The organism is Mesoflavibacter profundi (assembly GCF_014764305.1).
Lineage (GTDB): Bacteria > Bacteroidota > Bacteroidia > Flavobacteriales > Flavobacteriaceae > Mesoflavibacter > Mesoflavibacter profundi.
The window spans coordinates 1,799,499-1,815,151 of the sequence record NZ_CP061703.1; the positions used below are offsets into that span (position 1 = coordinate 1,799,499).

12 protein-coding genes and 1 tRNA gene are annotated in these 15,653 nt (G+C 29.5%); all 13 read left to right on the forward strand.

The features are described 5' to 3' along the window. Positions 1 to 3: 3 nt before the first annotated feature. The 13 genes from IFB02_RS08020 (at position 4) to IFB02_RS08080 (ending at position 15,648) form a co-directional block, all read left to right on the forward strand. Positions 4 to 1,911 (forward strand): ABC-F family ATP-binding cassette domain-containing protein, encoded by a 1,908-nt coding sequence (locus IFB02_RS08020; RefSeq protein ID WP_191072619.1) that lies wholly within the window; start codon positions 4 to 6, stop codon positions 1,909 to 1,911. An 80-nt stretch (positions 1,912 to 1,991) separates the two neighbouring features. Next, a complete protein-coding gene (locus tag IFB02_RS08025) occupies positions 1,992 to 3,119 on the forward strand; it encodes an efflux RND transporter periplasmic adaptor subunit (RefSeq protein WP_191072620.1) in 1,128 nt (375 codons plus the stop codon). Continuing rightward, entirely contained in the window at positions 3,119 to 6,316 is a 3,198-nt protein-coding gene (locus IFB02_RS08030; RefSeq protein ID WP_191072621.1) for an efflux RND transporter permease subunit, read from the forward strand. Before IFB02_RS08025 ends, IFB02_RS08030 begins: the two co-directional genes overlap by 1 nt. Next, the gene (locus IFB02_RS08035; RefSeq protein WP_106687788.1) at positions 6,300 to 7,625 is read left to right on the forward strand and encodes a TolC family protein; all 1,326 of its coding nucleotides are present in this window, start codon (positions 6,300 to 6,302) and stop codon (positions 7,623 to 7,625) included. Before IFB02_RS08030 ends, IFB02_RS08035 begins: the two co-directional genes overlap by 17 nt. A 194-nt stretch (positions 7,626 to 7,819) precedes the next feature. After that, positions 7,820 to 8,632: a Two component regulator three Y domain protein gene (locus tag IFB02_RS08040; RefSeq protein WP_106687787.1), complete on the forward strand. Its 813-nt coding sequence runs from the start codon at positions 7,820 to 7,822 to the stop codon at positions 8,630 to 8,632. A 62-nt stretch (positions 8,633 to 8,694) separates the two neighbouring features. Then, the gene (locus tag IFB02_RS08045; protein WP_106687786.1) at positions 8,695 to 8,877 is read left to right on the forward strand and encodes a CPXCG motif-containing cysteine-rich protein; all 183 of its coding nucleotides are present in this window, start codon (positions 8,695 to 8,697) and stop codon (positions 8,875 to 8,877) included. Positions 8,878 to 8,936: 59 nt separating this feature from the next. After that, positions 8,937 to 9,009, forward strand: a tRNA-Met gene (locus tag IFB02_RS08050). A gap of 54 nt (positions 9,010 to 9,063) precedes the next feature. Further along, positions 9,064 to 10,578, forward strand: a complete 1,515-nt coding sequence (locus IFB02_RS08055; protein ID WP_191072622.1) for a tyrosine-type recombinase/integrase — start codon at positions 9,064 to 9,066, stop codon at positions 10,576 to 10,578. Positions 10,579 to 10,584: 6 nt separating this feature from the next. Then, positions 10,585 to 11,307, forward strand: a complete 723-nt coding sequence (locus IFB02_RS08060) for a hypothetical protein (RefSeq protein WP_191072623.1) — start codon at positions 10,585 to 10,587, stop codon at positions 11,305 to 11,307. 565 nt (positions 11,308 to 11,872) lie between these two features. Next, the gene (locus tag IFB02_RS08065; RefSeq protein ID WP_191072624.1) at positions 11,873 to 12,250 is read left to right on the forward strand and encodes a PH domain-containing protein; all 378 of its coding nucleotides are present in this window, start codon (positions 11,873 to 11,875) and stop codon (positions 12,248 to 12,250) included. 16 nt (positions 12,251 to 12,266) lie between these two features. Further along, positions 12,267 to 13,736: a hypothetical protein gene (locus IFB02_RS08070; protein ID WP_191072625.1), complete on the forward strand. Its 1,470-nt coding sequence runs from the start codon at positions 12,267 to 12,269 to the stop codon at positions 13,734 to 13,736. Next, positions 13,736 to 14,170, forward strand: a complete 435-nt coding sequence (locus IFB02_RS08075; RefSeq protein WP_191072626.1) for a hypothetical protein — start codon at positions 13,736 to 13,738, stop codon at positions 14,168 to 14,170. The genes IFB02_RS08070 and IFB02_RS08075 overlap by 1 nt, the downstream gene beginning before the upstream one ends. A 2-nt stretch (positions 14,171 to 14,172) precedes the next feature. Beyond that, complete coding sequence (locus IFB02_RS08080) at positions 14,173 to 15,648, forward strand: hypothetical protein (protein WP_191072627.1); 1,476 nt, start codon at positions 14,173 to 14,175, stop codon at positions 15,646 to 15,648. Positions 15,649 to 15,653 lie beyond the last annotated feature (5 nt).

Consider the following 15,653-nt stretch of genomic DNA (forward strand, 5'->3'; position numbering starts at 1 on the left):
TCTATGCTTAACATACATAATTTATCAATTTCGTTTCAAGGAGAATATCTTTTTGAAGAAATAACATTTAAACTAAATGGCGGTGATAGAGTTGGGCTTATTGGTAAAAACGGAGCAGGAAAATCTACAATGCTTAAAATTCTTTCTAAAGAAATGGAGCCAGATTCCGGTCAAATTGCAGCAGATAAAGATTTAAAAATAGGCTTTTTAAAACAAGATATAGACTTTGTTTTTGGTAGAACAGTATTAGAAGAATCTTACCAAGCTTTTACCGAAATTAAAGAGCTAGAAGCTAAAATGCTTTCTATAAATACTCAACTTGCAGAACGTACAGATTACGAGTCTGAAAGTTATAATGATTTAATGATCTCGCTTAATGATGTACAACATCAATACGAAATTTTAGGTGGATATAATTATCAAGGTGAAACCGAAAAGATTTTACAAGGATTAGGATTTAAGCGCGAAGATTTTGATAAACTAACAGATACATTTTCTGGTGGTTGGCGTATGCGTATAGAATTGGCAAAGCTTTTATTACAAAACAACGATATTTTATTGTTAGATGAGCCAACAAACCATTTGGATATAGAATCTATAATCTGGTTAGAAGGATTTTTAAATAATTATTCTGGCGCAGTAGTTATAGTCTCTCATGATAAAATGTTTTTGGACAATGTAACTAATCGTACTATAGAAATTTCACTAGGTAGAATTTACGACTATCCTAAACCATACTCCAAATATTTAGTGTTGCGTCAAGAAATAAAAGAACAACAATTAGCAGCACAAAAAAATCAGCAAAAGCAAATAGAGCAAACCGAAAAGTTAATAGAAAAATTTCGTGCAAAAGCCAGTAAAGCAACTATGGCGCAATCGTTAATAAAAAAGCTAGATCGTATGGATATAATCGAAGTTGATGAAGACGATAATAGCGTAATGACTTTAAATTTTCCAGTTTCTATAACACCAGGAAAAGTTGTGGTAGAAGCAAATGATGTCTCTAAAAACTACGATAAAAAGCAAGTATTAACATCGGTAAATTTATTGATAGAACGTGATGTAAAAACCGCTTTTGTTGGTCAAAATGGTCAAGGAAAATCAACATTAGCAAAAATAATTGTTGGCGATTTAAAGCACGACGGTAATCTTAAAATAGGACACAATGTTCAAATAGGATATTTTGCTCAAAATCAAGCCGAATATCTTGATGGTAGTAAGACTGTTTTAGATACTATGATAGACGCAGCTAACGAAACCAACAGAAGTAAAGTGCGTGATATTTTAGGGTCTTTTCTATTTAGAGGTGAAGAAGTAGATAAGTATGTAAGAGTACTTTCTGGTGGCGAGCGTAATAGGTTAGCGCTAGCAAAACTTATGCTTCAACCATTTAACGTGTTAGTAATGGACGAGCCTACCAATCACTTAGACATAAAGTCTAAAAATGTACTAAAAGATGCTTTAAAACGCTTTGAAGGCACGTTAATTCTTGTGTCGCATGATAGAGATTTTTTACAAGGTTTAACCAATACAGTTTTCGAGTTTAAAGACGGAAACATAAAAGAATATCTTGGCGATATAGATTTTTATTTAGAACAAAGAAATGTAGAGAACCTACGAGAAGTAGAGAAGCGTACAATTGAAAAGGATTTACCAAAAGACAGTAATAAAAAGTCTTACGAAGAACAAAAAAAGCTAAAGTCTTTAAATAACAAGCTAAGTAATACAGAAGCAAAAATTAACCAACTTGAAAAAGAAATAAAAGAGATAGATGTAGACTTAGCTACTAATTATGACGAAGTAGTAAATCAACCTAATTTTTTTGATAAATACCAACAAAAAAAGGATCAATTAGCGCAATTAATGGAAGATTGGGAAGCTATTACCATTCAGATAGAAACCTTAGAATAAGTCGGTTTTAAGATTATTTTAAGAAATTAACGTTAAACTAAAAGTTAGTTTTGTAGTCTAAGTACTTTAAAAACTAACCAATGCGCAAAAATATACTAAGTATAATAGGTATAATACTAATAGGTGTTTCAATATTTATTGCAAAAAAGCTTATAGATAATAAAAACCAACCTAAGCCAGTAATTCCAAAAGTAGTTAAAACTGTTATTGTAGATACAGTACAAAATACAACAGTTCCAATAGTTATTCCAGCAAATGGTAATCTTACAGCAAAACAAAGAGTAGAGTTATACTCAGAAGTACAAGGTATATTTAAAACTGGTAAAAAGCTATTTAAAGCCGGAACAAAATATAACAGAGGAGAAACTTTAATTAGTATAGATGCTGCCGAATATTATGCTAGCGTACAATCTGCAAAAAGCAACTTGTATAATAGCATCGCTGCAATAATGCCGGATTTAAGATTGGATTTTCCAGACGTTTTTCAAAAGTGGCAAAACTATCTTAACAGTTTTGATTTAAATAAAACAACACCTAAACTTCCAGAAATTTCTAACGAAAAAGAAAACTATTTTATCACGGGAAGAGGTATTGTTAGCGCCTATTATAACGTTAAAAATCTAGAACAACGTTTAGCAAAATACCGTATTACAGCACCATTTTCTGGTATATTAACAGAAGCATTAGTAACCGAAGGTACTTTGGTAAGAAATGGTCAAAAATTAGGAGAATTTATTAATCCTGAAACTTACGAGATGGAAGTTGCAATAAGTAAATCTTTCGCAGATGTTTTAAAAGAAGGCGAAAACGTTAGCTTAAATAATTTAGAAAAAACCAAAACCTATCAAGGTATTGTCTCTCGTGTAAATGGTAGTATAGATGCTACAACACAAACCATTACGGTATTTATAGAAGTTTCTCATTCAGATTTAAAAGAAGGTATGTATTTAGAGGCAAATCTAAATGCACAAAAGGTAGATAATGCTATACAAATAGATCGAAATTTACTATTAGACAGTCAAGAGATTTATGTAGTCAACGATAGTGTGTTACAGGTTTTACCAGCAAAACCAATACATTTTTCAGATACAAAAGTGATTTTAAAAGACATACCAAACGGTACAGTAATTTTAAATAAACCAGTTCCTGGTGCTTATGCAGGAATGAAAGTTCAAACTTTAACACAAAAAAAAGATTCGATTAAATAATGAGAAAACTAATTGAATACTTTATACGATATCACGTTGCTGTATACGTCTTTTTAATTGCGTTTTTTGTTTTTGGAGTTATAGGTGCATTTTCATTAAAATCATCGTTTTTTCCGCTTACAGAATCAAAAATTATAAACGTTGCAATAACGTATCCTGGTGCATCACCACAAGAAATAGAAGAAGGTATTGTACTTCAAATAGAAGACAATTTAAAAGGATTAAAAGGAATAGATAGAGTCACTTCTGTGTCTAGAGAAAATAGCGGAACGATTACTGTAGAAATTGAAAAAGGCGAAAGCCTAGATTTTATGCTTCTTGAAGTTAAAAATGCTGTAGATAGAGTACCTTCTTTTCCAACAGGAATGGAGCCATTAGTAGTATCTAAACAAGAAGCGGTTAGAGAAACAATTTCTTTCGCGTTAAGCGGAAAAGACATTCCTTTAGTCACTTTAAAACAATTGGCAAGACAGGTAGAAACCGATTTACGTGCAATAGATGGTATTTCGCAAATTTCTATTTCTGGTTTTCCTGATGAAGAAATTGAAATTGCAGTTGACGAGCTTGATTTACTAGCCTATAATTTAACCTTTAACGATGTAGCAACAGCAGTTAGTAATGCCAATATTTTAGTAACTGGAGGAAATGTAAAAACCGAAGCAGAAGAGTATTTAATTCGCGCAAATAATAGAGAATATTATGGCAAAGAACTTTCTAATATTGTAGTCAAAGCATCTTCAGACGGAAAAGTGATTAGGTTAAAAGATGTAGCAATAATAAGAGATCGTTTTTCAGAAACACCAAACGCTACTTATTTTAATCAAGAATTAGCAGTTAATATAACTATAACTAGTACAAATAACGAAGATTTAATTTCATCTGCAGATAAAGTCAATGAGTATATAGAAACTTATAATCAAAAGTATGATAAAGTGCGATTAGATGTGGTAAGAGATTTATCTATTACCTTAAAACAACGTACACAATTATTAACAGAGAATGCTGTAGTTGGTATTTTACTAGTCTTAGTTTTTCTATCGGTTTTTCTTAATACAAGATTGGCACTTTGGGTAGCTTTTGGTTTACCAATTTCGTTTTTAGGTATGTTTGCGTTTGCAGGTCAATTTGATGTAACTATAAACGTACTTTCATTATTCGGAATGATTATCGTTATAGGTATTTTAGTTGACGATGGAATTGTAATTGCAGAAAATATCTATCAGCATTACGAAAAAGGAAAAAAACCAGTACAAGCAGCAATAGATGGAACTTTAGAAGTAATTCCGCCAGTAGTATCTGCTATAATCACTACGCTTTTAGCCTTTTCTTTATTCTTCTTTTTAGATAGTCGTATAGGAGAATTTTTTGGTGAAGTTTCGGTAATAGTAATATTAACGCTAGTAGTTTCATTAGTAGAAGCATTGATAATTCTACCAGCGCATTTAGCACATTCAAAAGCATTAAGAATAAAAAAGGAAGATATTCATGCTAAAAAATCAAAAGGTTTTTTTGCTATAATGCGTGGTATTAATAAAGCTGGAGATAATTTTATGTCCTATTTAAGAGATAAAATTTATGCACCAGTTATAGATTTTGTATTAAAATTTAAACTATTAACTCTAGGTATTTTTGTAGCACTTTTAGTGCTAACTTTTGGTGCACTAGGTGGCGGAATTATAAAAACAGCATTTTTTCCTAGAATAGCTAGTGACGCAGCAAATATAGAGCTAGTAATGCCAGCTGGAACAAATGTAAAAATTACAGATTCTATAATTTCAATGATCGAAGAAAAAGCATTTATTGTAAATGAAGAATTAACAGAAAAATTTTTAAAAGGAACAGGAAAACAACTTTTTGAAAACACGATTGTAGAGATTAATAGTAGCTCTACAGCTACCTTGCGCATTAATTTATTACCAGGAGAAGAACGACCAGATGCGATACAATCTTTTCTAGTCACCAATAGATTAGAAGAGTTAGTTGGTCCAGTAATTGGTACAGAACGATTAATTTATGGATCTGGAGGAAATTTTGGTGGTAGTCCTGTTTCAGTGTCACTATTAAGTAATAATATTGAAGAATTAAAAGCAGCCAAAAACGCTTTAAAAACCAATCTGCAATCTAATCCATTATTAAAGGATATTGGTGATAATGATCCAGCAGGAATTAAAGAGATTAGATTACAATTAAAAGACAACGCTTATTTGTTAGGTTTGGATTTAAGAACCGTAATGGCGCAAGTTAGATCTGGTTTTTTTGGTGCGCAAGCGCAACGTTTTCAACGTGGTCAAGACGAAATTAGAGTTTGGGTTCGTTACGATAAAAACAACAGAAGTTCTATTAACGATTTAGATGCAATGCGAATTGTTACACCAACTGGCGAACGTGTTACTTTAAAAGATATTGCAGATTATTCGATAGTTAGAGGTGATGTTGCTATCAATCACTTGGAAGGTAAAAGAGAAATTCAAGTTTATGCAGATTTAAAAGATCCAGGAACAAGTCCAAACGATATTTTAGACGATATAAAAAATAATTTTTTACCAACCTTACAATCTAAATATCCAACACTAACAGCTTCTTTTGAAGGACAAAATAGAGAGTTTAATAAATTAAATAGTTCTCTAGCAAAAGCAGGAATACCAATATTACTTTTAATATACATTACCATAGCATTTACCTTTAGAAGTTACTCACAACCATTACTGTTAATATTATTAATTCCGTTTAGTTTAACAGCTGTTGCATGGGGACATTGGATTTCTGGATTTCCAGTAAATGTACTTTCGTTATTAGGTATAATTGCATTAATAGGTATCATGGTAAACGATGGATTAGTGTTAATTGGTAAATTTAATAGTAATCTTAAAGAAGGTATGCAATTTGATCAAGCCTTAGCAGAAGCTGGAAAATCTAGATTTAGAGCCATTTTCCTAACGTCATTAACAACTATCGCTGGATTAGCACCATTACTATTTGAGCAAAGTAGACAAGCACAATTTTTAAAGCCTATGGCGATTTCAATTTCATATGGTATTGGTTACGCTACAGTATTAACCTTATTAGTATTGCCTTTATTTTTATCTTTTAGTAATGCTATAAAGAAAAATGTAAAATGGTTAGCAACAGGTAAAGATGTTACAAAAGAAGAAGTAGAACGCGCAATTATAGAACAAAACGATGTCAATAAACATTAAAATTTTAATCGCTACTGTATTAATTGTAATGTCAATTAATACAATAAATGCGCAAGAATTGTTAACTAAAGATGAAGCTATTCAAACCGCTTTAGAAAATAATTACGGCGTAAAAATTGCCAAAAACAATGTTGAAGTTGCTAAAAATAATGCAGAGATTTTAAACTCTGGATATTTGCCAACAGTAACAGGAACAGCTGGTGCAACTTACAATGTAGATAATACAGAAGCGCAATTTTCTAACGGTACAACAACAACATTATCTGGCGCAGAAAGCTCTAGATACAATGCAGGAATTAATCTAAATTATACCCTTTTTGATGGTTTTGGTAGACGTTACAACTACAAAATTTTAAAAGAGCAATATCAATTATCAGAGCTTCAAGCAAGAGAAACAATAGAAAATACAATTGTTCAATTATTAACTGTTTACTACAATGTAGCGCAATTGTCGGATAATTTAGAAACATTAAATCAAACATTAGCGGTAACAAAAGATAGATTAACAAGAGCTCAATACCAATTTGATTATGGGCAAAACACCAAATTAGAAGTTTTAAATGCGCAAGTAGATATTAATACAGATAGTATAAATATAATCAATACAAAACAACAAATTAAAATAGCAAAACGTGACTTAAAATTAGTGTTAGGCGAAGAGTTGCTTCAAGATTTTAATGTAGAAACCGAAGTAGATTTTACATTACAATTTAAAAAAGATAGTCTATATCAAAACGCTAAAAAACGTAATGTAGCTTTATTACAAACCGAAAAAAATATAGCGATAAGCCAGTTAGATATTAAAACAGGTAAATCGGGTTATTTGCCAACATTAGGTCTAACAGGATCTTACGGTTGGAATAAAAGTAATAATAATGCAGCTTCTTTTGTGGCTGTATCTACAAATACAGGATTATCTGGCGGATTGAATTTAACGTGGAATTTATTTGATGGTGGTACCACTATTACAAGAGTAAAAAATGCTAAAATTAATCTGCAAACACAGCAATTACAAAAAGAGAATATCTTACTTACAATAAAAACAAATTTTGAAAATGCTTGGGACGATTATCAAAATAAATTAGAGATTTATAATATACAGGAAACTAATATTTTAACAGCTCAAAATAACTTTGATAGAACACAAGAAAAATTCAAAATCGGACAGGTAAATTCAATCGAATTTAGACAAGCCCAATTAAATCTTTTAACTGCAGAATTAAGCCGAAATCAAGCTAAGTTTTCGGCAAAATTAGCCGAGCTTCAATTGCTTCAAATTAGTGGAGAATTGCTAAACGTTCCGTTTTAGTTAATTTTCACGATTAACTGCATGTTTTTATCGGTAATTGCAGAATAGTATATTCAATAAAACTAAAAACATCGACGAAATGCATGTTTTTTGAAACGTAATGTTAAAGTTTTGTGCATTTAATCGAAACGATTTGTCATTAATCTGCTTTAGAGCTACTTTTAATTAGTATTAGATTTAATTCTATAGCGATTATGAAAAACCTTAAACTAACCTTCATCTTTTTACTAACAACAATGTTTTGTTTTGCAGAGGTTTCTACTTCTGAAAAAGATGCCTTATTAGCACTTTACAATAGTACAAATGGTGCTAGTTGGAATACTACTTGGGATTTAGAATCACCAATATCTACATGGCATGGTGTTACTGTAGAAAATGCTCAAGTTATTGCTTTAGATTTAGCTTTTAATAACTTAGAAGGTCAATTACCAGAACAAATAGGAGATTTAGTAAATCTTAAATCTATAAAATTAGGATTTAATAAATTATCAGGTAATTTACCACAGTCTCTATCTAACTTACAATCACTAGAACATTTAGAATTATTTTTAAATCAATTTAATGGCGCTATTCCAACGTGGATTGGAGATTTAAAGCAATTACAAACATTAGCTTTATATAGCAATCAATTTGAAGGTGAAATTCCAAATTCTATTACAAACTTAACTAATCTACAAAGCCTAGAATTAGGAAGTAACTATTTAAATGGGACTATACCTTATGCAATAAATCAATTAACTCAACTTAAAAAATTAAGTTTATTAGATAATAAATTAAACGGAGAAATCCCTGAAACTATTGTAGAATTAACTAATTTAGAAGAATTAGTATTATCAAATAACGAGTTAACAGGTGCTTTACCATTTCAATTAGCACAATTAGAAAATCTAACTTTAGTTATGGTTAGTGATAATAATTTAAATAATGAGTATATTACTGTTGTAAATGACAACCCAAAAAAGGTGTCATTATTCTTAGAAAACGATACAGTTGTAGATAAAGATTAATTACTTTAATCCAAAACAAATCAAAGCCAATCTATAACAGATTGGCTTTTTTTATAATATATATGATAGAACATTTTTTTACATGTCCTTATTGTTGGGAAGAAATATCAATGTTGTTAGACTCTAGTGTAACAAATCAAACGTATGTTGAGGATTGTGAAGTATGCTGTAATCCTATACAAATTTCTGCAGTATTTGATGATTTAGAATTGGTTGGTTTTGAAGCAATTAATATCGAACAATAATTTTTTTAATATAAATGCTTGTTATATCTAAAATTGATTGTATATTTGCAGTCCAATATCGCGGGATAGAGCAGTAGGTAGCTCGTCGGGCTCATAACCCGAAGGTCACAGGTTCGAGTCCTGTTCCCGCTACTAAGCTTAAAGCTACTAAAATTAACGGTTTGTGTCTTCACAAACCGTTTTTTTATGCTTACTTTTCAGGAGTTAATACAAAGTGAATACGAAAGTGCATACGATTATGCATACGATTTAACTATGAAGAAGACTTATTCCGAGCCTAAAATTTATATGGGAAACAACGACTTATCAAAGCGCTGGTATGTCTATTTTTCATATGAAGATCCTAAGACAGGAAAATTAAAACGCCAAACGCCTATATATGGCAACGCAAATACATTTAAAACAAAAGAAGAACGCTTAGCAGTATTGTCTATTTATAGACGTGTTTTAGTTAAGTTATTAAAGCAAGGCTATAGTCCATATGAGGATAATACAGAACTGCATACAAAACTTAATACGCCAACACAATTAGATACAACCAATGTTGGTTCGGTTGTTTCTAATCAAAATTCAAAAACCGTTCAAAACAACGTAGTAGATAAAGCAGTTGTAACACCTGTAAATACGGTAGTTAAAGCTGAAAATGATCATCCAACATTAAAGGTAAATGATCACCAAAATGTAAATGAAAATCAGCATCAAGAATTAAAGCAAAATATTATACCCTCAGATAATCAGACCGAGGGTAAAGTGAATATTTTAGAGAAAAAAGAAGCAACGCAACAAATTCAGAACAAAAAAAATAAAACCACTATTGAAGAAGCAATAGAACTTGATTTAACGTTAAAAGAAAAATCTTTAAGAGCGACAAGTTTTCGAGGTTATTCAAGTAATTTAAGACGTTTTAAAAAATGGCTAGATCAGAAACAAAAACATCTAAAATATATTGAAGATGTAGATAAAGCTGTTGTGGTAATGTATTTAAATGAAGTATTATTAAGTTCTTCTGCTAGAAATAGAAATAATTACAAAGCCAGCATAAGCAGTTTTTATACAACGTTGGTTGATAATGATATTCTACCAATTAACAACATAAAGAATATTAAAAAGCTAAAAACGCAATCGGTTAGACATAAAACTTATACCGAAGAACAACAAAATGAAATTTTTGAATATCTAGAAAAGGAAGATCAAACTTTGTTACTTTTTATTAAATTTTTAAGCTACAGCTTTTTAAGACCAATAGAAGTTTGTAGACTTAAGATAGGAGACATAAATCTTAAAGAAAAAACGATTAGCTATCGAGCTAAAAATAAAAATTATAAAACTAGAATTATACCATCTATTTTGTATGATGTATTACCCGACTTGTCAAAGTGTAGAGCAGATGATCACTTGTTTAATAAACAACAAATTGGCGGCGTTTGGGATCTTGGAGACGACAGTAAAAGAGGATATTACACAACACGTTTTAAAACGGTGGTAAAAGATAAGTTTAAATTAGGTTCAGAATATGGTTTATATAGTTTTAGACATACGTTTATCACTAAAGTATACCGTTCGTTAGCAGAGCAGTATTCGCCTTACGAAACTAAAAGCAGATTAATGCAAATTACAGGGCATGAATCTATGGCTGCGCTTCAAGCTTATTTAAGAGAAATAGATGTAGAATTACCAGAAGATTATTCAAATTATTTTTAAAAATCAATGGGTCAAAATTTAAGTGAAATAACAACAAAATTGAATATTGGTTTAGTCTATGTTTCAATTATTTATTTACCACAGCGTTTTCTAAACTTTATAGATAAAGCTGAAGATGAACAATTATTGAAATTAGTTAATAAGCCTTTTATAATTGATAAAGATGGATATGATATAAAACCTACTGTAACGGAGGTTTTTAATTTATTAGGAAAATCATCTCTATTGAATCAAAACATTTTTTATTTAAATAATTTAAAACTAGAACATAACAAGGATAACTTTAATTATATATTAGATAAATATGTAGAGTCAATGAATGGTGCTATTTTTTTAGCTGAATATTTTTCTAAAAATATCTACACAGATATTCCTGAAGCAGAAAGTAATATAAAGTCATCATTTATAAATCAGTATCATTTTCTGATAAAACATAAAGAAGAATTTGATGCTAAATTTAGGCCACATAATTTCCCACCGCTTAATAACAATTCTTGGTTAAATAAAAACACATTAAATAATATAAAAGATACTTTTCCAAATTCTAAAATCAAAGATTTTGATATTGACAACTTAGATAAAAAACTAAAACCAGAAACAGTTGAAACTAAAGTTGTAAAAAAATCAAAAGCGGAATTAAAGAAAGAAAAATTAAAAGCTATTAAAGAGCAAGCAAACCAAGAAGCAGAGAATTATATACTAGAGCGTGTTTTTAATTTAAAAGTTTAGCATTAAAGAATACTTAATTAAAGTTGGTTATGTTGGTAGCGTTGGTTGAAACGTGAATTTAATGTTTTTTGGGTTGTTTTTTATCTTCTAACGTTGTTTTGATGTTGGAATTTAAGGTTGGTATATGTTGTTTGCTTTGTTGAAAATAGTTGTTTGCTATGTTGGTTTTAGGTTGTTTTAGTGTTGTTTAGTGTTGTTTTTCTGTTGATTTGTTGTTGATTTTTGTTGATCCGTTGTTGATCCGTTGTTGATTTCGTTTGAATTTTGTTGAGTGCTGTGGAATATCATTGTAATTATATGCAAAATTAATTTTAATGGTAATTAAATGCGGATTTAACTTTTTAAAGAGATAGAATTTACTTAGTTTTATTCCAACCAAACTATTTAATCGCTAATTAATCAAATGAAAAACCGTATCTACTCCATTAAGTATTTATTTTATTAAATCAATACGCCTTAATAAAAAGGTTAAATAATCATTATTAACATCTTTAATTTTTACGGTTATCCGTAAAATATATTCTTGTATTGTTGTTAAGTTTACTATCTATTAATTAAAAAAAATATGGGATTAATCAATAAAATACTTGGTAATGCTAGTGAAGCATCATCAGAAAAATTAAGTGAAAAATATTCAAGGCTCTTAATAAATGAGGAAGAGATAGAATTAGGATTTAAACTATTTAGAGACGTTTTTATGTTTACTAATAAAAGATTAATTCTTATAGATGTCCAAGGGTTAACAGGTAGTAAAATAGAATACAAATCAATGCCTTACAAAAGTATTTCAAGGTTTTCTTTAGAGACTTCAGGGACTTTTGATTTAGATGCAGAACTTAAAATTTGGATTTCAAGCGAAAATATACCTTCTGTTAGTAAGAAATTTAATAAAAGCATTGATGTATATAAAGTTCAGAAATATTTAGCGTCCAAAATCATTTAATTTTTAATCATTATTTATGAAAATATATTCAGCTTATTTAACCTTATTTTCTTTTGTTATTATAATTAGTTGTAAAAGAGATAATAGTTATGATTTAGATAATTATTTGAACAGGTTTGAGTCATTTGTAGAGAATACTGAAAACAACTACAATTCAGATGTAAGGAGTCAGAAGCTTGATTCTTTCAATGATTTTATTGAAAGAAAAAAGGATTTTAAACTTTCATCAGAAAATATTAGAACTATAAATTCTTTAGAAAAAAGGTTTGAAAATATACTTGAAAACACACCTTCCAAAGAAAATCCTTATAGTATTAATTTCTATTTCGAAAATTCTGCAAGTATGAACGGTTACCTCGAAGGAACAGAGTTTCTAAAAGTAATGTATAGAGTTGTAGGTAACATTCAAAATTATGATAATAAATCCTTCTTTGTAAACTCTAATGAGCATCAACAATCAAATATCTTAGAGAAGATAAATAAAAAACAAATTAAGGTAGGAGATATAAGCAATTCTGATCATCAATTTATTTTTTCAAACGCTATAAATTCTGCATCTGAAAATAATAGTTTAAGTATTGTTGTTACAGATGGGATTTATTCAGTTACTGATGGAAATATTGATATTGTTCCAATAAAAATAGAACAAGCTTTTCAAAAATCATTGAAAAGTAAAAATACAGAAACTGTAGTTTTAAAATTAACTTCAAAATTTAAGGGAACATACTATTCTGAAACTTGTCAACCAGGTAAAAAAGCGATTAAAATTAATCAAAGTCGTCCTTATTACATGCTATTATTTGGTGATAGCTCAGTTATAGATAAAGCTTTAAAAGACATAGTTAATGTTACAGAACTTCCTGGGTATAATGAGCAAGCAAGGTTTTTGTCTTCGTTACAATCCAAACCTATTTATACAATTTTATCTCAAGGTGAAGAAAAAATAGGGCATTTTAAACCTGCAAAAAGAGGAAGTAGTTTTTTTACAGAAATAATTGATGTGGAAAAATCTAAGGCTTCTAGATATAGTAAGGGAGAAAATAAAGAAAACGTATTTCAATTTGGAGTGGCTGTAGACTTTTCAAATACAGACCTGCCAAATTCTTATTTAGAAGATTTAGGGAATTATAGTATATCTCAAGAAATGGGTTATGAAATATTAGATATACAAAATATTGATGATGTTGAAAAAAACAGCAGGACTTATAAAGAGCTAAATAAAATTCAAGAAGCAAACAAAGTAGAATTTACACATATTATAACTGTTAGTGCGCAAACTAATTTGTTTGGAGAATTAGAAATTAGTTTAAATAAAAATTTGCCAGAATGGATAAAGGAATCAGGAACAACAAATGATTGTGAAATAAAAGGGGAAGAGAAAACAACCTTTGCTTTTGATCAACTGATTCAAGGTATTTCAAAAGCTTATCAAAAAAAATCCAATAATTCCAATTACTTAACTATTAACCTAAAAATAAAAATATAATGTTCAATGATTTTGTAGCTAGTCTTTACGACCCTTGGTTTAATTACGAATTGTATTCTGATTTATTAGATGCTGTATTTAATGCTTTTGATTTTCAAAAACTTGGAATTGCATACTTAGTGGTATCGTTTGTTTGTTTGTTGGTGTTTTATAAAGTATTAGATCCTATTAAAAAACCTCGCCTTAAATGGTTATTAACAACGGTTTGTTCAGGTATATTGATGCTTATAGTTTGTTGTGTGTTATTGTATAATAATAATGAAGTCCTAATGTCTATTGCAAGTTATAGCTCAAGCCAACCAAATGCTATTAATCCTGAATATTTTATTATTCAAATGGCTGCTATTACTTTTTTATACGGTGTTATTACTGCAATGCTTTTATCTGTGCTAATGAAATATTTAAGTGCAGCAAATACTAAAAATCCTTTTTAAATATGGCAAAATTATATGTATTCGGAATAGGAGGTACTGGGTCAAGAGTTTTAAAATCTCTAACAATGTTACTTGCTTCAGGTGTAAAACTTCAAAACGATTTTGATACGTTAGTGCCTATTATTATAGATCCAGATGCTGCAAATGGGGATTTAAATAGGACAGCAGATATACTAACAAAATATCAAAATATTTACAATTCGGTAGGAGAAGATAATCAGTTATTTGCTACTAAAATTTTAACCTTGAAGCAATTGTTAAATGATAAACTTCCAAGTGTTTCAGATCATTTTAAGTTCGGTATGACTAATACTGGTCAGAAATTTGGAGAATTTATAGATTATAATGGATTGGATAAAGAAAATCAAGCTCTTATTGATTTGTTATTTAGCAAAAATAATTTAGAGTCTGACATGACTGTTGGGTTTAAAGGAAATCCTAATATAGGTAGCATTGTATTAAATAAATTTACCGATTCACCAGAATACAAAGAGTTTACTAGATCCTTTAATCCAGGTGATGCAATTTTTATTATTAGTTCAATATTTGGTGGTACAGGAGCATCGGGTTTTCCTTTATTATTGAAAAATTTAAGACTCAATAAACCCGAGATAGAAAACAGTAACATAATTAGTAGTTCAAAAATTGGTGCAATATCCTATTTGCCATACTTTAAAGTTGCTAATTCAAATGATAATAGTAAAGCTATAGATTCAACCACTTTTTTTAGTAAATCTAAAGCAGCTTTGAGTTATTATCAGCATGCTATTTTTGATAATAAGGAAACCATTAACGCTTTTTATTATTTAGGAGATTACTCAAATAATAACATGCCTTATTCAGAAGGGAAAAGTGATCAGAGAAACAATGCTCATTTTCTTGAATTAGCAGGAGCTTTATCTATAATAGACTTTACTAAAGATTTTAACAGTCTAACTGAAAATGATTCAACAATAATAAAAGAATTTGGTATAGAACCACATGAAGGTAGTAAACTTAAGCTAGATCATTTGGGTCAGTGGTCAAAGAATCAAATAAGTGTTCCTCTTTCCAAAATGGTGCTTTTGTCAAAGTTTCTTAATAAATCTTTAGATGTTTTATTTCAAAATTTAGGAGAATTCAACAGAAAGGATAACGGGATAAGTCGAGAGTTTTATAATCAAGAATTTTACAGAAGTTATTTTTTGAAGTTCATTCAATACTTTGATGAATGGATGGATGAGATGGAAGATAATGATGTTTCTTTCGCACCATATCATGATAATCAAGAACACGATACGCTTCTAGATTTTGTGAAAGGGAAAGATGTAGAAAGAGGTGGTTTTTTGAAGAAGAATAAAGCGAGTGCTAATCAAATAATAAAAGAAGCTCATACAATTGCGAAAAGTAAAAAACATGATGACGAATCAGAACCTTCAAGATTCTTGAAAATTTTGGATGAAGTTCTTACTACACAAATAACTAAAATTCTAAATTAAAAGTA